The organism is Nocardia sp. NPDC102475 (assembly GCF_055584605.1).
On record NZ_JBVJLS010000013.1, the window covers coordinates 240,159 to 264,548 of the forward strand.

The window sequence follows — 24,390 nt, forward strand, 5'->3', positions numbered from 1 at the left end:
GCACCGCCGCCCGACCCGTCCGGGCACCTCGAACCGGCTAGATTGTTCCTATGTTTGTGTCGCCCAAAAGGATCGGGCGCACGTGGTAGCAGGGGACACCACCGCCGAGGCCCGGGGGGAAATCCGATCACCGCGTGCGGTTTTCGCGCAACGATTCGCCGATCTCTATGCGGCCGCAGGCAATCCGACGCTGCGACGGGTGGCCACGGCGGCCGAAGCGAGGATGCGGGCCGCACAGGGTACGCGGGCTACCGCGAGTGCTTCGGTGCAGCGGATCAGCGATTGGAAGGCGGGGCGCAATGTTCCGGCTCGCTTCGAATCGATGCTTCCGGTGGTGCTCACCCTGATCGACCTGGCCAAGAAGGCCGGGTCGCAGACCAGTCGGCAATTGCTGGAAGTGCGTGAGTGGCAGCGGCTCTGGCAGGCCGCCATCACCTGGACACCGAATGACGAGGACGACGCGGGCTGTCCCTACCTAGGACTCACCTCGTATCGCAAGCAGCACCGGGACCTCTTCTTCGGCAGAACCCGATCCACTGCCGAACTCGTCGATTTGGTCCAGGGCGCCGCCGCTGACGCGGATGGCGTCGTCGTGCTGATCGGCGCATCGGGTGCGGGCAAGTCCTCGCTGTTGGCCGCGGGACTCATACCCGCGGTCACCGACAGTTGGTCGACCGCCACGATGACACCCGGGGCGAGGCCGCTCCGCGCGCTGGCCAAGGCTTTTCACGCGGACAACACGATAGCCAAGCCGTCCGCCGACGAGGTGTGCACGGCACTCGACCAGTGGAGCGCCGACCAACGCCGCCTGCTCATCGTGGACCAGTTCGAGGAACTGTTCACCGCCTGCCCCGATGAACGCGAGCGCGAAGCCTTCCTGAATGTCTTGGACCGCTGCGCAACTCGGGCCGAGAATGCCCTCACCGTCGTCATCGCCCTGCGCGCCGATTTCTATGCCCAGTGCCTCGACTACCCGATCCTGCAGCACGCTCTCGAACACCGGAGCTATCTACTCGGCCCCATGCGGTTGGACGAACTGGACCTGGCACTCATCGGGCCGGCCAACCACGCTGGGCTCGAACTGGAGTCCGGTCTGGCAGAACTGGTGATCACCGAACTCTGCGGACTAGGCGATCACGAGAACCGCCAGAGCTACGATCCGGGCGCACTCCCGCTGCTGTCGCACGTCATGGCCGCCACCTGGCAGCACCGCGAAGGCCGCAAACTCACTGTCGCCGGATATCGCAAGGCGGGCGGTGTCCTCGGCTCCATCGCCGCCACCGCCGAACAGGCATGGAGCGAACTATCCGACACCCAGCAGTCCTCCGCGAAGGATGTGCTGCTCGGACTCGTTGCCGTCGCCAATGATTCGCGCGATACCCGGCGCATCGCCGTCCGCCCGAACCTGTTGCAACGCACCACCGACCCGGTATCCGCCACGGCCGCACTGGAACTGCTTGCCCGCACCCGCCTGATCACCCTCGACTCCGACTCGGTGTACCTGACCCACGAGATCGTGCTGGACGCGTGGCCGCGACTGCATACCTGGATCGATGAGGACCGCGTCGGCTACCTCGTCCGGCAGCGGTTGGAAGCCGATGCCGCGGAATGGGATTCGACCGGACAGGATCCCTCATTGCTCTATCGGGGCACCCGGCTCGAGACCGCACTCGGTCATGTCGATCCCCCCATGGTCGGCGGCCAGATCCGCACTTTCCTCGAGCATTCCCGAGCAGCGCGAACGCATACCCGCAGACGGTCGTCGGTGACCCGGGTTGCCCTCGCCATGCTCGGCGTCGGCCTACTCGCACTCGGCACGGTCGCCTACGCGCAGGTCGAGCTCGCCGAACAGCAGCGCAATGACAAGAACTTCGGATCCGTACTGGCAGAGGCGGATCGACTACAACAAATCGATCCATCGCTGTCCGCCCAGCTATATCTCGTTGCCGGACAACTCAGGCCGGGCGATTCCGAGGTGCGGGCACGGTTGCTCGCGACCCAGAACCTCGCCCTCGCAACACCATTTGTCGCACATGACGAGGGAATCAGGACCATCGCGTACCGGCCCGATGGCCGGGTGCTGGCTTCCGCGAGCAACGACAACACCATCCGCCTCTGGGACGTCGCCGATCCGCGACATCCCCACCCGCTGGGCGAGCCGTTACGCGAATCCCCTTCCGGGGCGACGTCCATGGCATTCAACCCGGATGGCACGGTGCTCGCGACCACCGGCACTTCGGCGCGACCGCAGCTGTGGGATGTCCGTGATCCGGCGCGTCCCCGGCTGTTCGGATCACCGCCGACGGCCACCAGCGATACGGGTTATCTGGTGTCCTTCAGTCCGAACGGACGGACGCTGGCAGTCGGGTCCATGCGCGACAAAGGCGTCACCCTGTGGGAGGTCGGCAACCCGGCCGAACCGATCCAGGGTCGGTTCATCCCCGCGCCGCGCAATCGGGACCTGTCCGCGTTCGCGTTCAGCGGCAATGGACGGCTACTGGCGGTCGCGACCAGCGACTGGGACCGCAGTGTCGCTACGGTCGAATTGTGGTCCGTCCCGGCCGCGGGGGAAATTACCCGCGCTGGAACACCATTCGAGGTGACCCACGATGTCGAAGCGATCCGGTTCAGCCCTGACAACAACGTCTTCGCCCTGGCCGGTCCACGCCTGACCGTACGACACACCTACGTCAGCGTGACCCAGTTGTGGGCCGCCGATGATCCCGCCCACCCGCGCCCGCTCGGAAATCCGCTGGTGGATAACGTGGTTCAGCAGCCGGTCCCCCTGCTCGCCTTCAGCCCGGACGGCCACACACTGGCGACCGGTGGTGCCACCGGCGCGAAACTGTGGAATATCGCCGATCCCGCGCAGCCGACCCCGTTGGGCGCCCAGCTGTCGGCGATTCCGTCCCGCTGCCTCAACGACGCGAGAATTCCCACCCGATGTACCGGTGAACCGACGGGGCTGGCGTTCAGCTCGGATGGAAAGATTTTGGCCGTCGGTGGCACCGAGGGAGTCGTGCGGCTGTGGTCCCTGGCTCCTGCGGTACTCAGTGGACACACCGATTGGGGCCGGAGTCCGATATTCGATGCCACCGGTACCCGAATGGTGAGCGATTCCAGCGACGGCTCATTCGTCATATGGGATACCGGTAACCCCCGGGAACCAGTCCGGATCGGGGAATTCCGGGCGAAACCGGGATCATCGATCCGGGCCCTGAGTCCTGATGGAAAGTCCCTGATAGCGCGGGACGGTCCGACGGGGCCGATGTTCCTTGTCGACCTCTCCGACCCGAAGAACATTCGGGTATCGGGCGACTGGCAGGCCGCGTCGTCGCAATGGTCGCGCCTGAGCTTCAACCGCGACTGGACCCTGGCGGCGCAGACTCTGGATCCCAAGGTCGATACTTTCCAACTTGCGAACATTGCGGACCGCCCCCGCCCGGTGCTGCTCGGAACACCGACGTCCGTGGCTCCCGCGCAGGTCCAAGCCATCGGATTCAATCCGACCGGGCCCACCCTCGCGATCATCGAGTCGACCCTGTCCGAACCGAGTTCGCCGGCGATGGCCCTGCGAACCAGGCTGGCACTGTGGGATATTTCCAACCCGGACCACCCTGTCCGGATGGGTACATCCCCACCGGAGCACTCGCCGCTGATGCTCGACGTGATCATGCACCCCGACGGCCGCACCGCCGTCACCGTGGCGAACGAAACCTTCCAAGTCTGGGACATCAGTAACCCGGCATCGCCCGAACCGATCGGTGACCGGGTCACCGCACATAATCTGGCGATCATCTCGACCTCGTTCAGTCCCGACGGCAAGACGATGGCCACCAGTGGAAACGACGGATCGGTGCGGTTGTGGGACTTCACCGATCGCCGTCATCCCCGCCTCATGTCCAGTTCCATCGCACCGCCCGGGCCCAACGTCTGGTTCATCCAGTTCCATCCACAAGGCGACTATCTGTCCGCCTCGAGTAGCGGTGGCGAGCGTCGACTGTGGGATCTGGACGAGCAGCACGCGATCGAACGCATCTGTCATGCCACCGCCACCCTCATGACGCCCGAACTCTGGCAGCGCTACCTGCCCCAACTCCCCTACCGTCCGCCCTGCGACTGAACAAGAGACCGCTTGGTCCAAAGAGATCAGAGATTTTCTCAGGGTTCCCCCCGATGCGCCGAAGTGCTGGTCAGCACGACCATGGAACCATGACGAAAACGAGCTTCGGCGATCAGATTCACCAGATGTGGCAGTCGCGGCCCGTCCGGTTGCCGCGGCAAGGTCCGATCGCGGGCGTCGCGGCCGGGTTCGGGCAGCGCTACGGGATCGATCCGGTGCTCGTGCGGGTCGCGCTCGTGGTGTCGACAATTTTCGGCGGGGCAGGCATCGTGCTCTACTTGCTCGCCTGGCTGCTGTTCAGCGAGGTGGGTGATCAGTCCTCGGCGGCCGAGTCGCTGTTCGGCAAGGGGCACAGCTCGCAGTCGCAGACCAAGACCATCGTGTTGATCGTGGCACTGGCCATCGCGGTCAGCACCATCGGACCGGTCGGCGTCGGACTGGCCGGCTCGGGCATGATCAGCATGTCGCTGCTGCTGGCCGGTTGGTGGATGCTGCATATGCGAAACCCGCAGCCGCCGCCCGGCACGAGTTCGCTCGGTGGCTTCGACGGCGGTCTCACCGCGACCGGCTACCCTGGGGCCGTATTCCCCCCGCGCACGATGACCGGCGACTTCTACGCACCCGATGTGCCGCCGGTGTACACCCCCTACACGAAGTTGCCGGACGCATATGTTCCAGACGCTCCGGCCCAGGCAGCACCGAATACCCCAGCGCAGCAGGCAGATCCGGACACAGTTCTCTTGCCGGATGCCGAAAATGACGACGCTGAAACCGAACTGATCGAAAAGGGCGGCACGCCGATCGATGCGGGCGCTACGCCAGACACCGTCCTGCTGCGTAAGGACGATGCCGAAACCGTCCTGCTCGACAAGGACGATGTGGGAACCACGGCGCCACCCACCGAGACCACAACGCCCGACAACGGAACAACGCCGGGAATTCCGGCCTCCGAACCGCCGCGCACGACGGGCGGGACCACGACGTCCAGCGCAACAGGTCTCGACACCACACAACCTGCCGCTACCTCTGGCGCGAACGACACCGACTCGGAAAGCGGCAGTAGCTCGTCGCGAACCGAATCCACCTCGCGCACAAGCGCTCCCCCATCCCGCACAACGGCCGCGACCCCCACCGGTCTGACCCCACCCTCCTGGGACCCCCTCGGCGTAGCCCCACTCGCCTGGGACCTCCCCGAACCCACCCCGGCCCGCACCATCGTCGCGCCCCCGCCGAAGCGCCCCCGCTCCCGGCTCACCCCGATGGTGCTCGGCCTGGCCATCCTGGCCGCCGCGGGTGCGGGTGCGCTGGCCGCCTCCGGCGTCGAGTGGATGACACCGGGACGCATCGGCGCGGTGGCGCTGGCGGTGATCGGGTTGGGTCTGGTGATCGGCGCATTCCTCCGTCGCGGCTTCGGCCTGCTGGTGTTGACCGCACCGCTCGCCGGATTCGTGGTGCTGGCCTCGATGCTCGGCCCGATCGAATTCGACAGCGCCACCGTCGGCGATCGCACCTGGGCGCCGACCTCGATGGCCGACCTGGCCCCGAAGTACGACTTGACGGTGGGGACAGGCACATTGGATCTGCGGTCGCTGAACCTGACCGAGAACCGGACCGTCGAGGTCGCGGTCCGGCTCGGCGATGCCAGGATCCTGCTGCCCCAGAGCATGGCGGTGCGCACCGATTGCACCGTCAATCTGGGAGATGTCAACTGCCCCACCGGTATTACCGGACCGCATGCCGACGGCGCACCGGTGCTCGACCTGAAAGTCCATGTCCGGACCGGCAATGCGGAGGTGCACCGTGGCTGACCCCACCGATGACAACGTCACCAAGCGAGGACCGTCCGTCTCCCTGCTGATCGTCGGACTGCTCGCCCTCGGTGTGAGCATCTGGGCCTTCATCGGCCCGGCCACCATGACCGCCACCGGGGTGGCCTCGCTCGGCTGGGTCGTCGTGATCGCCGCCATCGTGGTCGGCATCTTCCTGGTCATTTCCCCGCGCAGACCCAGCTGATCACCGGAATGGCCCGTCCTGCGGACGGGCCATTTTCTTTACGGAGGAGCAGAACGCCAATGCCCATGGAACAGTTCGACACCCACGACGAACCGACCGACCATACGGGAATCCCGATCGGCCGTTTCATGCCGCTGACACCGAGCCGCAGTTATCTCGGCGGCGGCTTATTACTCGGGCAACTCATCCTCGGCCGCACACCGCCGCGCACAACCACTACTCCAAATAGGCCGGACAGCCCAAATGTTCACTGATCCGGTCGAGTAGCCGCTGCAAACTCATCCGCTGCTTGCCCTCGACACCCCGCGCGATCATCGGCACCATCCACCGCCCACTGGTCGCGACGTTGAACATCTGCTGGATCACCCGAGCGCCCTTCGGATGCGGCAGCACTCGACATTCGGCGCGAAACCACCGCTGCCCCTCGACCGCGAACATCGCCTGCGCCCGATCCACCTCGACCCGAATCCCATTGAGATCCCCGGCGATCGCGGCCCGGAATTCATTCGGGCCGCCGCGCAACTCGATGCCGGGGTCGGGCCCGTCGACGAGGAAGAAGGCGTTGTCCGGACCGACCGGGCCCGCGCTCACCGTGGTGAGCAGCGCGGCCACCACCCCACACGGTGCCTCGACAACCGCGTGGAAGGTGCAGAGCGGCTTCTTCGCTGCCATCCGGACCCCCTGGGGAACTGGTCTATCCGGCTGACGGTACTCCCGAAATCCGGCAAATCAGGCCCGATTGCGGGGTCACTCCCATTCGATGGTGCCCGGCGGCTTGCTCGTCACATCGAGGACAACCCGGTTGACCTCGGCCACCTCATTGGTGATGCGGGTGGAAATGCGCTCGAGTACGTCATAGGGCAGCCGAGTCCAGTCGGCGGTCATCGCGTCCTCACTGGAGACCGGGCGCAACACGATCGGATGACCGTAGGTGCGGCCGTCGCCCTGCACGCCGACGCTGCGCACATCCGCGAGCAGCACCACGGGGCACTGCCAGATCTGGCGATCGAGTCCGGCGGCGGTCAACTCCTCGCGTGCGATGGCATCGGCCTGTCGCAGCGTGTCCAGGCGGTCCGCGGTGACCTCGCCGACAATGCGGATGGCCAGGCCCGGCCCCGGGAACGGCTGCCGGGCAACGATTTCCTCGGGCAGCCCGAGTTCGCGGCCGACCGCGCGCACCTCGTCCTTGAACAGCAACCGCAGCGGCTCGACGAGGTCGAACTCCAGATCGTCGGGCAGACCGCCGACATTGTGGTGGCTCTTGATATTCGCGGTGCCGCTGCCGCCACCGGATTCGACGACGTCGGGGTAGAGCGTGCCCTGCACCAGGAACTCGACCTCGGGCTTGACGCCGCCGCTCTGTTCCACGACGACCTCGGAGACAGCATCCTCGAACGACCGGATGAACTCCCGGCCGATGATCTTGCGCTTCTCCTCCGGATCGGTGACACCCTTCAGTTCACCGAGGAACTTGTCGACCGCGTCGACGGTGACCAGCTTGGCGCCGGTCGCGGCGACGAAGTCCTGCTGCACCTGCTCACGCTCGCCCGCCCGCAACAGGCCATGGTCGACGAACACACAGGTCAGCCGGTCGCCGATCGCGCGCTGCACCAGAGCGGCGGCGACCGCGCTGTCCACACCGCCGGACAGCCCGCAGATCGCATGGCCGTCGCCGATCTGCTCGCGCACCGAAGTGATCAACGACTCGGCGATATTGGCCGGGGTCCAGGTGGCGGGGATGCCGGCGAGCTCGTGCAGGAAGCGGCTGAGCACCTGCTGACCGTGCGGCGAGTGCAGCACCTCCGGGTGGTACTGCACACCGGCCAGCTTGCGGGCCCGGTTCTCGAATGCGGCGACCGGAGCGCCCGCGCTGGTGCCGGTGACCTCGAAGCCCTCGGGCGCGTCGGTGACCGCATCGCCGTGGCTCATCCACACCGGCTGTCTAGTGGGCAGGCCGCCGTGCAGCAGACCGCCATCGATATCGAGGTCGGTGCGACCGTATTCGCGGGTGCCGGTTTGCGCGACGGTGCCGCCGAGGGCTTGCGCCATGGCCTGGAAGCCGTAGCAGATGCCGAAGACCGGAATGTCGAGATCGAACAGCCGCGCGTCCAGCTGCGGTGCGCCCTCGGCGTACACGCTGGACGGTCCGCCGGACAGGATCACCGCGAGCGGCTGCTTCTCGGCGATCTCGTCCACCGTGGCGGTATGCGGGATCACCTCCGAATACACACTCGATTCACGGACCCGCCGGGCGATCAGCTGGGCGTACTGTGCGCCGAAGTCGACGACGAGGACCGGTCTCTGAGTTTCTGCCACCCGCACAGTTTAGTGAGGGGCGGAAATCGTCCCGCGCGCCCCCGCACTGCTGGTTATCCTCATGCCGTGCCCTTCGCCCGCGCGATAGACGCCGACATCCACTACGAGGACAGTGGCGGCGACGGTCCGGTGGTCTTATTAGCGCACGAATTCTTCATGGACCGGACGATGTTCGCATCCCAGATGGCCGCGCTCGCACCGGAATTCCGGATCGTGTCCTGGGATGCGCGCGGACACGGCCGCACCAGGGACCAGGGACTACCGTTCACCTACTGGACCGCCGCGCGCGACGCCCTCACCGTGCTCGATCATCTCGGCGCCGAACGCGCCGTGTTCGGCGGCACCGCACAAGGGGGATTCACCGCGCTGCGCACCGCGCTCATCGCACCCGAGCGGGTTTCCGCGCTGATCCTGATCAGCACCGAGGCGAACGGCCCGACGCCCGAGCAATCCACCGCGACCCAGAAATTCCTGGACGAGTGGTACGACGACGGCTCCCGGCAGGAGGCCGTCGAACAGCTCGCGTATTGGCTGATCGGCGATGACGAGTGGTACCGGGCGATCTGGACCAAACGCTGGCTGGTCCGCGACCGCGAAGGCATCGAGGTCGCCGCGGGCTGTCTGCTCGGCCGCGATTCGGTATCGGATCGCTTATCCGAAATCACCTGCCCCGCCTTGGTGATTCACGCCACCGACAGCGGCATCGCCCGCGAGCGCGCCCAGCAGCTGGCCGCCGACCTCACCGCATCGACCTTCGTCGAGATCGCGGGCGCACGCCTGGCAGTCACCATGACCCACCCCGAACCAGTGAATCACGCCATCCAGCAGTTCCTCCGCGAGCGCACTGTCCCCACCCACGTCCGCTGACCCGTACTACGCCGACGGTAGTCGAATGGCGGCTCCGAACTGCCTCGACGACCACCATTCGACTACGCTCGGCGAGCCATGGGCTAGGTCAGGCGCGGACGCTCAGGCCGACGCGCTGGAATTCCTTGAGGTCGGAGTAGCCGGCCTTGGCCATCGAGCGACGCAGGCCGCCAACGAGATTCAGCGAGCCGAACGGGTCGTCGGAGGGTCCGTACAGGACACGCTCCAGGCTCGGACGCACCGACTCGCCGGTATCACCGGACAGCTCGCCGCCCAGATCCCACGGATCCTCCACGTGCAGCAGCGAACCGCGCGGCACCGACGGATGCGCGGCCGAGGACGGCCAGTACCAGCCGCGACCAGGCGCCGCGGCGGCCAGCGCAAGCGGGACCCCGAGCATGGCGGCATCGGCGCCACAGGCGATGGCCTTGGCCAGCTGACCCGAGGTGGCGATATCACCGTCGGCGATCACGTGCACATAGCGGCCGCCGGTCTCGTCCAGGTAGTCGCGGCGCGCGGCGGCGGCGTCGGCGATGGCGGTGGCCATCGGCACCCCGATGCCGAGCACCTCGCCGGTGGTCGTCGCGCCGGGGTAGGAACCGTAACCGACGATGACGCCCGCGGCGCCGGTGCGCATCAGGTGCAGCGCGGTCTTGTGATCGCTCACGCCACCGGCCACCACCGGCACATCCAGTTCGGCGATGAAGGTCTTGAGGTTCAACGGCTCACCATCGCCGACGTGTTCGGCGGAGATGATGGTGCCGTGCACCACGAGTAGGTCGATACCGGCCTGCAGCAGCGCCGGGGTCAGCGCGCGGGCGTTCTGCGGGCTCACCCGCACCGCCACCGTCACACCGGCGGCCCGCACCTGCGCGACCGCGGCGGCCAGCAGATCCGGCTGCATCGGCGCGGCATGCAGTTCCTGCAGCAGCCCGACGGCACGCTCATAGCCGCCCTTTGCGACGAGTTCGAGCAGCTGGTCGATCTTCGCGGCGACATCGGCGTGCCGGGCCCACAGCCCCTCACCGTTGATGACGCCGAGTCCGCCGAGCCTGCCGAGTTCGATGGCGAACTCCGGCGAGACCAGCGCATCGGTCGGGTGCGCCAGGAACGGGATCTCGAATCGGTAGGCGTCCAACTGCCACGCCAGCGATACCTGCTTCGACGAACGAGTCCGCCGCGACGGGACGATATCGACATCGTCCAGTTCATAGGTACGCCGGGCGGTCCGACCCATACCGATCTCGACCATGTCGCGCACGCTTGCTCCTTTGTATCTTTGGCCGCGCGCCTGCGGCGCGGCGTGTTCGCGGGCTCTGTCTGATTTGCGACGCCTTCGGCGCCGCGTGTTCGCGGCCCCCTGGTGTCTCGCGTCCGAGCCGTCGAGACTCGCGCCTACGGCGCATGCGCTTCGACGACTCGGACGCGAGACGGGCCGCGAACGTCGCTCGTAAGACTCGCTCCGTCGTAGGCACGTAGCGACGACAGGTTTATGCCCGATTCGCCCGACCATTGGTTCAGTGTCGCGAAGGACAGCAGACGAGCCCAATCATGCACGGACCGGACGGTCCAGTACACAAACGTCAACCGGGCTAGCCGCGACCAGTGTAGTTGGGCGCCTCGACGGTCATGGTGATGTCGTGCGGGTGGCTCTCCTTGAGCCCCGCCGCGGTGATCTGCACGAACTGCGCCTCCTGCAGATCCGCGATGGACTGCGACCCGGTGTAGCCCATGGCCGCCCGCAGCCCGCCGACGAGCTGATGGATCACCTGGTTGACCGGTCCGCGGAACGGCACCCGCCCCTCGATGCCCTCGGGCACCAGCTTGTCCTCGGCGAGCACGTCGTCCTGGAAGTAGCGGTCCTTGGAGTAGGACTTGGCTTGGCCGCGGCCCTGCATGGCGCCCAGCGAGCCCATGCCGCGGTAGCTCTTGAACTGCTTGCCGCCCACCAGGATCAGCTCACCCGGGGACTCGGCGGTACCGGCCAGCAGCGAGCCGAGCATCACGGTGGACGCGCCCGCCGCGATGGCCTTGGCGATATCACCGGAGAACTGGATACCGCCGTCGGCGATCACCGGAACGCCATACGGCTTGCACGCGGCGACGGCCTCGAGGATCGCGGTGATCTGCGGCGCGCCGACACCGGCGACCACGCGAGTGGTGCAGATGGAGCCGGGACCGACACCGACCTTGACAGCATCCGCGCCCGCCTCGACCAGCGCGGCCGCACCGGCCCTGGTGGCCACATTGCCGCCGACGATCTGGATACGATCGCCGACCTCGGCCTTGACCTTGGTCACCATCTGCAGCACACCGGCCTGATGGCCGTGCGCGGTATCGACGATGAGCACGTCCACCCCGGCGTCGGCCAAAGTCATGGCGCGCGACCAGGAGTCCTCGCCGACACCGATCGCGGCGCCGACGAGCAGGCGGCCGTCACGGTCCTTGGTGGCGTTCGGGTACTGATCGGTCTTGACGAAGTCCTTGACGGTGATGAGTCCGCGCAGGCGGCCGTTACCGTCGACGATCGGCAGCTTCTCGATCTTGTGGCGACGCAGCAGACCGAGCGCGGCCTCGGCGGTGACGCCCTCCTGCGCGGTGATCAACGGCGCCTTGGTCATCACATCGGCGACCCGCCGGTTCTGATCCACCTCGAAGCGCATATCGCGGTTGGTGATAATGCCCACAAGCGCACCGGTCTCATCCACCACCGGCAGGCCGGAAATGCGGAAGCGGGCGCACATCGCGTCGACCTCTGCGAGGCTGTCGGTGGGGCGACAAGTCACCGGGTCGGTGACCATGCCCGCCTCGGACCGCTTGACGGTCTCGACCTGCGCGGCTTGGTCGGCGACGGCGAGATTGCGGTGCAACACACCCATGCCGCCCGCGCGCGCCATGGAGATGGCCATCCGCGCCTCGGTCACGGTGTCCATGGCGGAACTGCAGAGCGGGGTGCGCAACCGGATCTCACGGGTCAGCTGGCTGGAGGTTTCCACCGAGCTCGGGATGAGATCCGAAGCGGCCGGTAGCAACAGCACATCGTCGAACGTGAGGCCGAGCATGGCGATCTTGTTCGGATCGTCACCACCCGTAGGAGGGCGGACCGCGATTCGTTCGCCCGATACGGGATTACTCATTCGGATCGACTCCTCCTGGACGTCGAAAGCAACGAACGCCGGGGTGGCCGGCGTCGTGGAAGCTGATGGGATGGACGGTGGCGGCTCCGCCAGCGCTGTCGGATACTGGCCGGGGCCTGTCACCCATGGTATCTGTCCCGCAAACACGCTCACGACTGCGCCTCGCTGACGCTCGGCTCCGCCGTGCGCGTGAGCGCCTGTGCCTATGGTTCACTCGCTGCGCTCGCTCACGACTGCGCCTCGCTGACGCTCGGCTCCGCCGTGCGCGTGAGCGCCTGTGCCCATGGTTCACTCGCTGCGCTCGCTCACGGAACTGAGCCCACCACCGAAACTGGCGCGCCACATAGCTGGCGAAGAGCACCCTGTTCTGCGTACCGTGGGGGTGTGCGTGACCATCTACCACCTGGCTTGCCGCCGGATCCGTTTGCCGGAGACCCCTCCGACCCGTCCGCCGCGCTCGATGCCATCGAGCCCGGTGAACCGCTGGATCCCCACGAGCGCCTTGCGGTCGAGGAGGATCTCGCCGACCTTGCGGTGTATGAGGCACTACTAGCGCACCGTGGCATCCGAGGACTCGTGGTCAGCTGCGAAGACTGCAGACAAGATCACTACCACGACTGGGATATGCTGCGCGCCAACCTGCTTCAGCTGCTGGTCGACGGCACAGTGCGCCCGCACGAGCCCGCCTACGACCCGATGCCGGAAGCGTATGTCACCTGGGATTACTGCCGGGGATACGCGGACGCCTCGATGAACGAGGCATTCCACGGTGACGGATTCGACGGTTTCGACAACTGACATCGCGCGCTCACACAGCGCGCTGACGCGCGGGCGCGATGTGAAATAGCTGACAGACAAAAAGCCGACCGCCGGTCGGCGATCGGTTCATGCACAACAATTCGAATGTCCGCGCACCCACGCACGCGCGGAAGTGGCGGATATGCATCCGCCACAGCGCTTCTGCTGGATCGAGCGCTTTTCACGAACCAAGCGCTGTTGGAGTATCGACTCCGATTAAGTGGCCGGCCCCGATCCGGGCAACCCCGGCAAAGACGGCAAACCCGTGGGAACCACGAAGGTCGGCGGCTGCTGATGAGTCGGGGGTTGCGCGGGCGGGCCGGAATCCACGCTCGGCACGACCCCCGTGGGCTGGGTTCCCACGGTGGTCGGCGGAGCCTGAGTCGGATGACTGGGCTGGGTGGGCTGTTCGGGAGCGGGAGTGGTCACCGGCGGCGCGGTTGTCGGCGGTGTCGACTTACCCGGTGTGTTCGGTTCCGTCGTCGGCACCTTCGTATCGACCGGCGGCACCACCGAGGAGGTAGAACCAGCATCGCCGGACGGCTTGGTGGCCGGCGAGCTGGTGCCATCGGTCGTTGCCGAGTTGGGTGTCGTCGTCGGTGTCGTGCTCGCCGCGAGTGACTTCCCGATCTCCGGAGCGATCTTGTTCAACTCCGCGAGCAAGACGTTGAATTCGTTGATTCGCTTATCCCGCTTGACCGGATCGTCGATCAGCTCGGCATTCGCCTTGGCGCCCTCCAGCTTTGCCCTTGCCTGCTCCGGATTGTCCTGAGCGAGCATCGTTTTCGCATTGGCCAGATCGCTGTCGGCGCGCTGCACCACGGTCGACTGCGCCTGTTCGCTGAACACGACTTCCTTGACCCGCCAGAGCGGATCACCAGGAGCGGCGCCATAGGAGAACGCCGAAAGACCACCGATGACCAGAGCCAGCGCGGCAGCCGTCCCGAGAATCGGACGGATGAGCCGTAGTCGCCCACCGGACTGCGCACCGATCCGGACCTGCCGGGCACCGATCTCCTGATTGACCGCGGCAACGATCTCATCGAGATTCGGTTCAGCGGGCAACGGCGGAGAAATCAGCTCCGCTCGCCAGTCCGCCAGCAGCGACGCGAGCTGAAACTCCTCCGCGCTGTCGGTCTGTACCGGGCCGTTGCTAGCAATGGCATCGATCAGCGCATCGTCTCTGCGCACCGCCGCGATGTCCACCGGACCGGTGTCACCACTCCCGGCGTAGGGACCGCTGTTTCGCGATCCACGTCGCGCCTTCCAGTCGCCCCGACCGCGCTCGCCATCCCTAGCCATACATTTCACCTGCCCTCGCCACTTGTGACTTCAGTTTCGCGAGCGCCCGGTGTTGGGCGACGCGTATCGCACCCGCCGTACTGCCCACGGCGACTGCGGTTTCTTCTGCTGACAAACCCATGACCAAACGCAGGATCAGAATCTCTCGATGCTTCTCCGGAAGCGTCGCGAGCAGACTGTTCATCTGCCTGCTCGTTTCGGACTCGAGAGCTCGCTGTTCCGGCCCCTGGTCGGTGGATATGACATCTGGTACTTCGGCCATTGCCTCCGCCTTGTTACGGGCGGCGTTGCGATGAGCGTCGGCAACCTTGTGCGAAGCGATTCCGTATACGAAGGCCATGAAGGGCCTGCCCTGGTCCTGATACCGGGGCAGAGCTGTCATCACAGCCAGACATACCTCCTGCGCAACGTCGTCCGCAGAGAGCTGTCCACGCTCCGCGGCGCCGATCCGCGCGCGGCAATAGCGCACCACCAACGGGCGGACCAATTCGAGTACCTGGGCTAAAGCGGATCTGTCGCCCTGCGCAGCGGCAGCGACGGCGAGGTCCAACTCTTCGCCCGTGTTCGTCATCGTCAGAGAATTTCCTGGCGTTACAAGTGGCACCGGCAGTGATGACCAGTGCTTCCGCCGAAGGGGCGGAACGGGTCTAACAATAGCGATACAACCCGTGGATCCGGGCAACACGGTGGTGTCTTGATCAGACTCGGGAATCACTCATGGGACGAAAGTGCCCGCCACGACGGCCGATTGCCTGCGCGCACTCCTGCGCATCGATCGCGGCCGCGCTCGCGCGAGCCCCCGTGGACACCCCGGAGCGCAACATCGAACTGGCCCAACGCAATGGGAGCAATCCATGCTCGCGGCACTGCTCGGCGACCTCATCGGCCAGCGTTCGCGCACGCTCGACATCACCGGCTGCCGCGGCGGTCGCGGCGACCAAGAGCCGGGACTTGACCCGGTGCCGGACGGACGGTCCGTCCTCGGCGAGCGCGAGGGCCGTCGCGGCATGGGGTGCGGCGGTGCCGGCGGCACCGGCAGCGAGTGCGGTCTCCGCGCAGACCCAATGCCACCGGATCAGCGTTCGCCAGCCGTGCGGCGACTGCGCCTGAGCCATCGCGTCATGACTGCGGCGGAGCAGGCGGGAGGCGAGCGCCAGACGGCCGGTGCCGAGCGCATCGGCCGCGAGACCGGTCAGCGCGTCACAGATCGCGTCCACGCGTTCGGGACCGACCGCATCCCCCGTCGGCAGGATCAACGCGGCCGCGCGACCGTCGTATCCGGCGGCACGGGCATGCCAGCCGAGCTGACGCACAAACGAGCCCTCGGTACTCGCGGCCAGCGACAGCAGCACCGGATCGGTGGTGCGCGCGCGCAATACTCGCAACTCTTCGCGTGCCGCGGCGTAGCGACCCTGACCACCGAAAATCACCGCCCGGTGCCAGGAATCGAGCGGGTTCGCGGCGGTCGGCAACTCGGTAGCGGCATGGCCGGGGCAGACGCCGAAAGCCGCGTCGGCAAGCATGGCGGACTCGATATATATGGGGGAAGCAGGCACGAGCACGCCGAACTCTAACCCGAGTGCCGCAGGGGATCGCGCAGCGAGAAACCGTCCGTCAGGTACTTCCGGCTAATATTGAGCATTTCATCGCCGTCGCCATGTTTCCATCAAGTAAAAGTACTTCCGGCAATCACATACCGTGTGCGATCGGAATTCACATGCGTTGCGCGCAATTAACCTCAGCGCCCCGTTTCTGCCATCTCCGACCGACCGGACATCGTAGCGGGCCGTCGACCATGTGATAGGACCCACGTCTGCACCTACTTGCTACCACACGGGGATGCAACCGCCGACCCGTTCCCACCTGCGGGAATGCGGAATACTGAGGCCATGCGAAGACATACCGGCCTCTGACCAACCGATCAGTATTACCGGGCGGGCCCAAAAAGTAAACAGCTTCGAGGTTAATTTTCGCAGCTTAAGATTTAGAAAACTGCTGCATCGAACTATTGACGGAATTTCACGGCTGGACCTAACGTAACTCATCGCCACGGTCGGCGCCGCGCGAAATTGCAGCGACCGCAATAGGCGAGCCCATGGCACGCCGCCGACCCAGCGCCGTGGCCACAACTGTTGCAGAACAACTGCTCGACAACGCTGACGAGCTCGCACCACGAGGAGTTCACCATGCCCATGCCGACCCACCTCCCCGGACCGAACGCGGACGTCTGGGACTGGCAGATGCGAGGATCCTGCCGAGGCCAGGACTCCGCGGTGTTTTTCCATCCGGACGGTGAACGTGGCCGCGCCCGCACCGCACGCGAGATGCGCGCCAAGGAGATCTGCCGGGCCTGCCCAGTGCTCATGCAGTGCCGCAGCCACGCGCTCAAAGTCAGCGAGCCCTACGGCATCTGGGGCGGTATGTCCGAAACCGAGCGGGAGATGCACGCTCGACGCAACCGTCGTCGGATGGCCGTTTAAAACCAACTTCTTCCCATCCAGGTGGCGCGGCGCGCCGAATGCCTAGCAAACACCCGGCGATGGCCACAAGCCGAAGTCGGTTGTAGATACGGCGTTTCGTAAAACCAGCGGCGTGTCACGGCGTGTCCCCTCCAGAAACGTCTGGCGTGTCGAGGTTTACAGGGAAGTTGCCGACCCGCATGCGGGTCGCTGATACCCCACCGCACGGGGTCCGATAGCGGCCCGCTACGGTAGTGACCGATGACACAGAATGGAGCGTTGTGACAACGCGGCCGCCGGCCGCAGAGGGCGACTCGTTCCGAAGAGAAGCCATCCCACCCACCATTGCGTCGAATCGGGTGGAATCTGCGGTAACGGCACGCGCCGCCGAAAGTATCGAGCTCGCCGCACTTCTCGAACGTTGCGGCCGGTCCGACCAGGAGGCATTCGCCGAGCTGTACGACCGAACGTGCGCGCGCGTGTTCGGCTTGGTGCTACGCGTCCTGCACGACCCCGGCTACGCGGAGGAGACCACCCAGGAGGTGTATCTCCAAATCTGGCGGACCGCGTCGAGTTTCGACGCGACCAAAGGTTCCGCGGTGACATGGTTGATGACCCTCGCTCATCGGCGGGCCGTCGACCGGGTCCGCGCCGAACAAGCCCATACCCTGCGCGAAGTCGCCTATGGGATAAGGGTTCTCGGCAACGAATTCGATGAGGTCACCGAAGAAGTAGAGCGAAGGCTCGAGCAGCAGGCCGTCCAGCAGGGTCTAGGGACATTGACACAGACTCAGCGGGAAGCCATTTCGCTCGCCTACTACGGCGGGCGAACCTACGCGGAAGTCGCCGACTTCCTCGGCGTAGGGTTACCGACCGTTAAGTCCCGTATACGGGACGGATTGACACGACTGAAGAAAAGTTTGGGGGTGACGTGAGATGAACGAAGCCCGGATCGATCTCGCGCACGCCGTCGCGCTCGGATCGATCGACGACGAAGACCACAATGCGGTGCAGGAAGTGCTCGACGGCGAGGACCCCGTACTACGCGCTGAATTCATGACCGAAGCCCAGCAGACGAAGGAAGTCCTCGGCGCTCTCGCGGAGGCGACGGCGGCCCAGCCGCCCGCCGCCCTGCGTGCCAGATTGCTCGCCGCCATCGCCGCTGAGCAACCACCCGTCGCCTCTTAGAACTTCACCGACCCGAGTCGGAATCAGTTCTCGCGATTGATATTTTTCGACTTGTTGCGCGCCATTGCGTTCATATTGTTCATAAGACGAAGGCCCCCGGGACACGCGGTCCCGGGGGCCTTCTGCCGTGCGGCCTGCGCTCAGTGCGCGTGACCGTGGTGGCTGTGGTCGTGCTCCTCTTCGGCGGGCTTGTCGACCACGGCGCTCTCGGTGGTGAGGATCATCCGGGCCACCGACGCCGCGTTCACGACCGCGGAGCGAGTCACCTTGACCGGGTCAACGACACCGTCGGTGAGCAGATCACCGTAGGCGAGGGTGGCGGCATTGAAGCCTTCCTTGCCGTCGGCGACCTTGCTGACCACCACAGCGCCGTCCACGCCCGCGTTGGTGGCGATCCAGAACAGCGGCGCCGACAGTGCGGTGCGCACCACCTCGACGCCGATGGCCTCGTCACCGGAGAGCGAGTCGCGCAGTTCGACGAGCTTGGCGGCGGCATGTACCAGGGCGGTGCCACCACCGGGCACGATGCCCTCGTCGACGGCGGCCTTGGCCGCGCTCACCGCGTCCTCGACCCGGTACTTGCGCTCCTTGAGCGCGGTCTCGGTGGCCGCGCCGACCTTGATCACCGCGACGCCGCCGGCCAGCTTGGCCAAGCGCTCCTCGAGCTTCTCCCGATCCCAATCGGAATCGGTGGCCTCGATCTCGCGCCGCAGCTGCGTGCCGCGGGCCGCGATGTCCTCGGCGGTGCCCGCACCGTCGATGATCGTGGTGTCGTCCTTGGTGACGACGATGCGACGCGCCTTGCCGAGCACCTCGATGCCCGCCTCGCGCAGCGAGATGCCCAGATCCGGGTTGACCACGGTGCCCGCGGTGACGACGGCGAGGTCGTCGAGGAAGGCCTTGCGCCGGTCACCGAAGAACGGGGCCTTCACCGCAACGGCCTTGAGGGTCTTGCGGATCGAGTTGACCACCAGGGTGGACAGCGCCTCGCCATCGACGTCCTCGGCGATGATCAGCACCGGCTTGCCGGATTCGGCGATCTTCTCCAGCAGCGGGAGCAGATCGGGCAGCGAGCTGATCTTCTCCCGGTTCAGCAGGATGTAGGCATCCTCTAGGACGGCCTGCTGGCTGTCGGCGTCGGTGACGAAGTAGGGCGAGAGGTAGCCCTTGTCGAACTGGACGCCCTCGGTGACGACGAGTTCGGTCTGCAGCGTCGAGGACTCCTCGACGGTGACAACGCCGTCCTTGCCGACGGTGGTCAGCGCCTTGCCGACCATTTCGCCGATCTCCTCGTCGCGCGAGGAGACGGTGGCGACCTGTGCGATTGCCTGCGCGCCGGAGACCGGGGTGGCCAGCGCGAGCAGCGCCTCGGAGACCGCGTCGGCGGCCTTGGCGATGCCCGAACCCACCACGATCGGATTCGCGCCCGCCGCAACGTTCTTCAGACCCGCGCGCACCAGCGCCTGGGCCAGCACGGTGGCGGTGGTGGTGCCGTCACCGGCAACATCGTTGGTCTTGGTCGCGACGCTCTTGACCAGCTGCGCGCCGAGATTCTCGAACGGATCCTCGAGGTCGATATCGCGCGCGATGGTGACGCCGTCGTTGGTCACGGTCGGGCCGCCGAAGGCCTTCGCGAGCACAACGTGGCGACCACGCGGCCCGAGGGTGACCTTCACCGCGTCGGCGAGCTTGTCGACGCCGCGCTCGAGAGCACGACGAGCCTTCTCGTCGAACTCGATCTGCTTTGCCATGTTTTTGTCAGCTCCTGTGTGTTCTGGGCCGAACGCACTCCGCCCCGGGTCGCGAAAGACACCGGGGCGGAACGCATGTGCCTATCGGCTACTTGGTGACGACGGCCAGGATGTCGCGCGCCGACAGGATGAGGTACTCCTCGCCCTGGTACTTGATCTCGGTGCCGCCGTACTTGCTGTAGATGACGACGTCGCCTTCCTTGACGTCGACCGGGATGCGGTCACCCTTGTCGGTGACGCGTCCTTCGCCGACGGCGATGACGGTGCCCTCCTGCGGCTTCTCCTTCGCCGTGTCGGGGATGACCAGGCCGGAGGCCGTCGTCGTCTCGGCCTCGTTGGCCTGGACGAGGATCTTGTCCTCGAGCGGCTTGATGTTCACGCTCGCCACGTTGAGCCCTCCACTTTCAGGGGATTTACGGTCGTCCGGAACTGTTGTCCCGGACCATCGGTATCGGTTTGTATCGAGCGGCCCGCAAGCAGTCGCCGACGGTCACTCGAACTCGACCCTGCGCATCAGCCCCGTCGTCGCGGGTGCCGGGACCCCTGCTCAGTAGTCGAACTGGCACACGCACATCACACAGTGCCGACTAGCACTCTATACATGAGAGTGCCAGCGCTCAAGGTTGGACGGTGCCAAAACCGTTGGCCCCCGCCTACGCGTGTCGTTTTCCGACACGCGTGCGCCACGCCACGCCCAGATGTCTGAGGGCTTCCCAAGACTTCGGCAAATCTGTAACGTTCGGATAACGGATTGTGACAGTATTGACGACGGTCGTGCTCCGCTCGCCGTGTTCGTCACGAACCGGCGCCGTGGGGGGAGCACCAAGCGTCACGAAACACCCAGTGCCACAGAGCAATACCCGCTCCGCAAGAGCAAGATCAACGTCAGTACCAGCGTCACGACACCAGCGTTTTCAAACAAGAAGCTTCACCAGAGGGCAAGACCACACGTGATCCATGGCCGTCCCAGCGACCCATCCGGACAACGGGTCGGCCCGGTCCCGCGTCCGGATCGCTCGTCATCCACGCGAGCTGTCCGGCTGTCCATTCGAGATGGTCGGCGACACCATGACCATCCGCTCGAAGGGAGGTGACATGCGAACATCCCTCGGCATATCGGCCGGTAACGAGGTCGTGTGCTCGGCGCTGGTCGCTACCGCGTCCAATGGCGCGCAGAGTTTCGACTATCGAGTGGTTTCCGCGGACGCGGCCCACTCCGATCTCGGCGATCTCGTCGCGTCCTCGATCGAGCTCATGACCACCCAGCTTCCGACCACGCAGCTCTCCTATGACGTGGCCTTTCCGAAGCATCCGGTCGGCGCGCGCTTCGCCGGTGCGAAATCGGTCGGTGTCGATTCCGCCGCCGGTCGCCCGCCCACCAGCGTCGCGGTCGCCTATCGCAGTAAAGAGCAGGCGCAGGTGATCCGGTCGGCCACCGGCAAACAGCGCGATCTGCGGCTGGTGCCGGAAGGTACTGCGGCACTTACGTATTTGCGGCACACCGGACTCGTGGACCGCTACGAGACGGTCGCCATCGTCGACCTCGGCGCGACCGGTCTCAGCGTCACCGTGGCCGACCAAGCCGACTCCACCATCCTGCGCACCGAACGCACCGCGGCGATCAGCGGCAACGCCGTCGACGAGCTGATCTATCACCACCTCGTCGATCTGCACTACGCCCGGCGCGGCACCCGCCCCAACCGGGGCATGCTGACCAACCGCGGCCGCGCCGCCAAAGAACACCTATCGATCGCGCCTGCCGTGACCATCGATCACGTCGCGGGCCAGCCGCTCAAGCTGACCAGGGCCGACTTCGAGGAACTGATCTCGGATCTGCTGCGCGAGACCGCCGTTTTCGTCGCCGCGGTTTTCGCGCGGGCGCCCACGTTTCCGCAGGCCGTCATTGTGATCGGCGGCGGGGCCAATATTCCGGCCGTCCTGTCCACCCTCGAACGCGCGCTGGACATTCCGGTGCACACCATCGACGATCCGGAGGCGGTGATCGCGAAAGGCGCCGCGCTGGTGGCCGATTCGGTGCAGCCGTCGGTATTCCCGGTCGTCGGCGCCGCCGACGCGCCGGTCGGTACCTTCACCAAGGTCGTCGGCACGCTGGCGGGTGCGATCGTGGTGGTCGGGCTGATCATCGGCTACGGGGTGAAGACCTTCGCACCGACCGGGGACGACGAGATCTCCCCCGCGGGCACCACCAGCAGTGCGCAACTACCCACGGCGCCGGTGACGGTAGCGCCGCCGACCGGTGCGGGCACTTCGACCACCGGCCCGAACCGGGAGAGCACCAACCGGCCCTCCGGCGCCAATATCCCCTCGCTCACTCCGGACCGCAGCCAACCGGCCACCTCGACCGCCTCGTCGCCCGTCGGGACCACCCCGTCCGCGCCGACGCTGCGCCCGGATCCGAACCTGCCGCCGATTCCGTTCCCCGAGTTGCTCGGACCGCTGTTCGGAAATCCGAATTCGCCGGGTGCCGGGTCGTCGGGGCAGGACCGCGGTCCGGCGTCATCGGCACCGCAACTGGAGCCCACGCAGGCGCCCGCACAATCGCGGATTCCATTCCCGCCCAGAGCGAATTCAGGCTCGAGCGCAGGGCGGTCAGGGCAACTAATCGGGCCGCACGACTGAAAGCCAGGCAGGCAGGGCGGTTCGGGAGCCGGAGCAATTTGTGCGTTGCCACCATCCAGACGCAGCTCACCCGTCGAGGGTAGTCAAATGGTTGCTCAGAATCCCACCCACAACCACCATTCGACTACCCTCGGCAAACTCTCGACAAGGCGACCACAGCACCACCAACAGGCGCGCCCGGCTGGTCGAACCTCAGTGCCACCTGATCTTGATCGCGTCCGCGCTCCCCTAGACTTGGCTGACGGAGACCGGGAGGCCGGGGTCGGTGGCGACGGTCAGGGGGGATGGGGTTGCGCCGCCTGCGATGACGTGGGCGCCGAGGGCGGCGATCATTACGCCGTTGTCGGTGCACAGGCGAGGTTTGGGGACGCGCAGGCGCAATCCGGCTGCGACGCAGCGGTCTTCGGCCATCGAGCGGATTCTGGAGTTGGCGGTGGCGCCGCCGCCGAGGACCAGGGTCTCCACGCCGACATCCTGGGCGGCACGTACCGCCTTCATGGTGAGTACGTCGGCGACCGACTCCTGGAACGATGCCGCGATGTCCGGGATCGGCAGTTCATCGGCGGTGAAGCCGTTGCGCTGGGCCGCCTCGACGTAGCGGGCGACGGCGGTTTTGAGGCCGGAGAAGGAGAAGTCGTAGCGGGGGTCGCGCGGGCCGGTCATGCCGCGGGGGAAGGCAATGGCCTTCGGATCGCCGTGTGCCGCAGCGGCATCCAGCGCCGGTCCGCCCGGGAAGCCGAGGCCGAGTAGCCGGGCGACCTTGTCGAAGGCTTCGCCCGCCGCGTCGTCGACGGTGCTGCCCAGTTCGACGATCGGCTCGGCCAGATCGGTGACGTGCAGCAGATGCGTGTGCCCGCCGGAGACCAGCAGCGCGACGCACGGCGGCATCGGACCGTGTTCGAGGGTGTCCACCGCAACGTGTCCACCGAGATGGTTCAGTGCGTAGAACGGCACATCCCACGCTGCCGCATAGGCTTTCGCGGCCGCGACGCCGACCAGCAGCGCACCGGCCAGTCCGGGTCCGATGGTCACCGCGAGTGCGTCGGGCTTGCTGATGCCCACGGCGGCCAGCGCTCGGCGCATCGCGGGCACGATGGCCTCGAGATGTGCGCGCGAGGCGATCTCCGGGACCACACCGCCGAAGCGGGCGTGCTGTTCGACGCTGGAGGCGACCTCGTCGGCGAGCAGTTCACAGGTGCCGTCGGGATGTCGGCGCACGATACCGACTCCCGTTTCGTCGCAGGAACTTTCGATGCCCATGACGATCACGAAAGCACCTCGTTCGGTTGTGCCGATTCGGCCGGCTGCGGGCCCCAGGCCGGGTTCGCTGCTAGTTCCGGTCTGCGCATGGTGTACGCGTCGGCGCCGCTGGGGTGGTAGTAGTTCTTGCGCAGGCCGATGATGTGGAAGCCGTGCTTGGCATAGAGCGCGATGGCGGGGGCGTTATCGGTGCGCACCTCGAGGAAGACCGGCCCGCCGCGCTTACCCGCCTCGGCGAGCAGCGCCTCCAGCAGCATCGTGCCGACACCGCCGCGATGACAGCCTGGATCGACGCCGATGGTGTGCACCTCGGCCTCGGGGTGTTCGGCATCACCGAGCAGCGCGATACCCGCATAGCCGACCATTCGCCCGGCCTCGTCGCGCGCGACGATATAGCGGTTGTGCGGTCCGGCCAGTTCAGAGCGGAAGGACACCGCCTGCCACGGATCGTCCTCCGGGAACAACAACTGCTCGAGTTCGACACAGCGCTCGATATCGGCGACGTCCATGGGCTCGATGCGAGTCACGGGTCGGCT

General features: G+C 66.3%; 20 protein-coding genes. 9 read left to right on the forward strand and 11 right to left on the reverse strand.

The features are described 5' to 3' along the window. The first annotated feature begins 82 nt into the window (after nt 1–82). The 3 genes from ACZ60G_RS24335 (at nt 83) to ACZ60G_RS24345 (ending at nt 6,136) form a co-directional block, all read left to right on the forward strand. Complete coding sequence (locus ACZ60G_RS24335) at nt 83–4,123, forward strand: NACHT and WD repeat domain-containing protein (protein WP_465812507.1); 4,041 nt, start codon at nt 83–85, stop codon at nt 4,121–4,123. A gap of 89 nt (nt 4,124–4,212) precedes the next feature. Next, nucleotides 4,213–5,931: a PspC domain-containing protein gene (locus ACZ60G_RS24340; protein ID WP_465812509.1), complete on the forward strand. Its 1,719-nt coding sequence runs from the start codon at nt 4,213–4,215 to the stop codon at nt 5,929–5,931. Next, a complete protein-coding gene (locus ACZ60G_RS24345; protein ID WP_465812511.1) occupies nt 5,924–6,136 on the forward strand; it encodes a hypothetical protein in 213 nt (70 codons plus the stop codon). The genes ACZ60G_RS24340 and ACZ60G_RS24345 overlap by 8 nt, the downstream gene beginning before the upstream one ends. Nucleotides 6,137–6,352: 216 nt before the next feature. On the opposite strand, the gene ACZ60G_RS24350 is transcribed toward ACZ60G_RS24345, so the two are convergent. After that, entirely contained in the window at nt 6,353–6,808 is a 456-nt protein-coding gene (locus ACZ60G_RS24350; RefSeq protein ID WP_465812513.1) for a hypothetical protein, read from the reverse strand. Between the two features lie 75 nt (nt 6,809–6,883). Further along, the gene (gene guaA / locus ACZ60G_RS24355) at nt 6,884–8,458 is read right to left on the reverse strand and encodes a glutamine-hydrolyzing GMP synthase (RefSeq protein ID WP_465812515.1); all 1,575 of its coding nucleotides are present in this window, start codon (nt 8,456–8,458) and stop codon (nt 6,884–6,886) included. A 60-nt stretch (nt 8,459–8,518) separates the two neighbouring features. Between guaA and ACZ60G_RS24360 the strand changes: the two genes are divergently transcribed. Continuing rightward, nucleotides 8,519–9,319, forward strand: a complete 801-nt coding sequence (locus tag ACZ60G_RS24360; protein ID WP_465812517.1) for an alpha/beta fold hydrolase — start codon at nt 8,519–8,521, stop codon at nt 9,317–9,319. 88 nt (nt 9,320–9,407) lie between these two features. Here the strand turns inward: ACZ60G_RS24360 and ACZ60G_RS24365 are convergent, their stop codons facing one another. Further along, on the reverse strand, nt 9,408–10,580 hold the full coding sequence (locus ACZ60G_RS24365) for a GuaB3 family IMP dehydrogenase-related protein (protein ID WP_465812519.1): 1,173 nt from the start codon (nt 10,578–10,580) through the stop codon (nt 9,408–9,410). Nucleotides 10,581–10,911: 331 nt separating this feature from the next. After that, nucleotides 10,912–12,456, reverse strand: a complete 1,545-nt coding sequence (gene guaB / locus ACZ60G_RS24370; protein ID WP_465812521.1) for an IMP dehydrogenase — start codon at nt 12,454–12,456, stop codon at nt 10,912–10,914. 384 nt (nt 12,457–12,840) lie between these two features. On the opposite strand from guaB, the gene ACZ60G_RS24375 reads away from it, so the two are divergent. Further along, nucleotides 12,841–13,254, forward strand: a complete 414-nt coding sequence (locus tag ACZ60G_RS24375; protein WP_465812523.1) for a DUF5319 domain-containing protein — start codon at nt 12,841–12,843, stop codon at nt 13,252–13,254. A gap of 216 nt (nt 13,255–13,470) precedes the next feature. On the opposite strand, the gene ACZ60G_RS24380 is transcribed toward ACZ60G_RS24375, so the two are convergent. The 3 genes from ACZ60G_RS24380 to ACZ60G_RS24390 all read right to left on the reverse strand — a co-directional run bounded on the left by ACZ60G_RS24380 (nt 13,471) and on the right by ACZ60G_RS24390 (nt 16,112). Next, nucleotides 13,471–14,556, reverse strand: a complete 1,086-nt coding sequence (locus ACZ60G_RS24380; protein ID WP_465812525.1) for an anti-sigma-D factor RsdA — start codon at nt 14,554–14,556, stop codon at nt 13,471–13,473. Continuing rightward, nucleotides 14,549–15,127, reverse strand: a complete 579-nt coding sequence (locus ACZ60G_RS24385) for a sigma-70 family RNA polymerase sigma factor (RefSeq protein ID WP_040686727.1) — start codon at nt 15,125–15,127, stop codon at nt 14,549–14,551. Before ACZ60G_RS24385 ends, ACZ60G_RS24380 begins: the two co-directional genes overlap by 8 nt. A 127-nt stretch (nt 15,128–15,254) precedes the next feature. After that, nucleotides 15,255–16,112: a hypothetical protein gene (locus ACZ60G_RS24390; RefSeq protein WP_465812527.1), complete on the reverse strand. Its 858-nt coding sequence runs from the start codon at nt 16,110–16,112 to the stop codon at nt 15,255–15,257. A gap of 630 nt (nt 16,113–16,742) precedes the next feature. Here ACZ60G_RS24390 and ACZ60G_RS24395 point away from each other — a divergent pair. The 3 genes from ACZ60G_RS24395 to ACZ60G_RS24405 all read left to right on the forward strand — a co-directional run bounded on the left by ACZ60G_RS24395 (nt 16,743) and on the right by ACZ60G_RS24405 (nt 18,203). Next, complete coding sequence (locus ACZ60G_RS24395; RefSeq protein ID WP_014981828.1) at nt 16,743–17,036, forward strand: WhiB family transcriptional regulator; 294 nt, start codon at nt 16,743–16,745, stop codon at nt 17,034–17,036. A gap of 338 nt (nt 17,037–17,374) precedes the next feature. After that, entirely contained in the window at nt 17,375–17,950 is a 576-nt protein-coding gene (locus tag ACZ60G_RS24400; RefSeq protein WP_040686725.1) for a sigma-70 family RNA polymerase sigma factor, read from the forward strand. Nucleotide 17,951: 1 nt separating this feature from the next. Then, entirely contained in the window at nt 17,952–18,203 is a 252-nt protein-coding gene (locus ACZ60G_RS24405; RefSeq protein ID WP_465812529.1) for an RskA family anti-sigma factor, read from the forward strand. A gap of 140 nt (nt 18,204–18,343) precedes the next feature. On the opposite strand, the gene groL is transcribed toward ACZ60G_RS24405, so the two are convergent. Continuing rightward, a complete protein-coding gene (gene groL, locus ACZ60G_RS24410) occupies nt 18,344–19,954 on the reverse strand; it encodes a chaperonin GroEL (protein ID WP_465812531.1) in 1,611 nt (536 codons plus the stop codon). Between the two features lie 88 nt (nt 19,955–20,042). Beyond that, nucleotides 20,043–20,342 (reverse strand): co-chaperone GroES, encoded by a 300-nt coding sequence (gene groES / locus ACZ60G_RS24415; RefSeq protein WP_040686722.1) that lies wholly within the window; start codon nt 20,340–20,342, stop codon nt 20,043–20,045. Between the two features lie 707 nt (nt 20,343–21,049). Between groES and ACZ60G_RS24420 the strand changes: the two genes are divergently transcribed. After that, nucleotides 21,050–22,594 carry a DUF7159 family protein gene (locus ACZ60G_RS24420; protein WP_465812534.1) on the forward strand — a complete coding sequence of 515 codons (1,545 nt, stop codon included), beginning with the start codon at nt 21,050–21,052 and terminating at the stop codon, nt 22,592–22,594. Between the two features lie 228 nt (nt 22,595–22,822). On the opposite strand, the gene tsaD is transcribed toward ACZ60G_RS24420, so the two are convergent. Continuing rightward, complete coding sequence (tsaD, locus tag ACZ60G_RS24425) at nt 22,823–23,863, reverse strand: tRNA (adenosine(37)-N6)-threonylcarbamoyltransferase complex transferase subunit TsaD (protein WP_465812536.1); 1,041 nt, start codon at nt 23,861–23,863, stop codon at nt 22,823–22,825. Then, a complete protein-coding gene (gene rimI / locus ACZ60G_RS24430; protein WP_465812574.1) occupies nt 23,860–24,363 on the reverse strand; it encodes a ribosomal protein S18-alanine N-acetyltransferase in 504 nt (167 codons plus the stop codon). The genes tsaD and rimI overlap by 4 nt, the downstream gene beginning before the upstream one ends. Nucleotides 24,364–24,390 lie beyond the last annotated feature (27 nt).

What these genes read in the sequence shown, in the direction of transcription:
- ACZ60G_RS24340 (WP_465812509.1), top strand. Translation starts at nt 4,213, where the DNA reads ATGACGAAAACGAGCTTCGGCGATCAGATTCACCAGATGTGGCAGTCG.
- ACZ60G_RS24350 (WP_465812513.1), bottom strand. Translation starts at nt 6,808, where the DNA reads ATGGCAGCGAAGAAGCCGCTCTGCACCTTCCACGCGGTTGTCGAGGCA.
- guaB (WP_465812521.1), bottom strand. Translation starts at nt 12,456, where the DNA reads ATGAGTAATCCCGTATCGGGCGAACGAATCGCGGTCCGCCCTCCTACG.
- ACZ60G_RS24380 (WP_465812525.1), bottom strand. Translation starts at nt 14,556, where the DNA reads ATGGCTAGGGATGGCGAGCGCGGTCGGGGCGACTGGAAGGCGCGACGT.
- ACZ60G_RS24385 (WP_040686727.1), bottom strand. Translation starts at nt 15,127, where the DNA reads ATGACGAACACGGGCGAAGAGTTGGACCTCGCCGTCGCTGCCGCTGCG.
- ACZ60G_RS24395 (WP_014981828.1), top strand. Translation starts at nt 16,743, where the DNA reads ATGCCCATGCCGACCCACCTCCCCGGACCGAACGCGGACGTCTGGGAC.
- ACZ60G_RS24405 (WP_465812529.1), top strand. Translation starts at nt 17,952, where the DNA reads ATGAACGAAGCCCGGATCGATCTCGCGCACGCCGTCGCGCTCGGATCG.
- groL (WP_465812531.1), bottom strand. Translation starts at nt 19,954, where the DNA reads ATGGCAAAGCAGATCGAGTTCGACGAGAAGGCTCGTCGTGCTCTCGAG.
- ACZ60G_RS24420 (WP_465812534.1), top strand. Translation starts at nt 21,050, where the DNA reads ATGCGAACATCCCTCGGCATATCGGCCGGTAACGAGGTCGTGTGCTCG.
- rimI (WP_465812574.1), bottom strand. Translation starts at nt 24,363, where the DNA reads ATGGACGTCGCCGATATCGAGCGCTGTGTCGAACTCGAGCAGTTGTTG.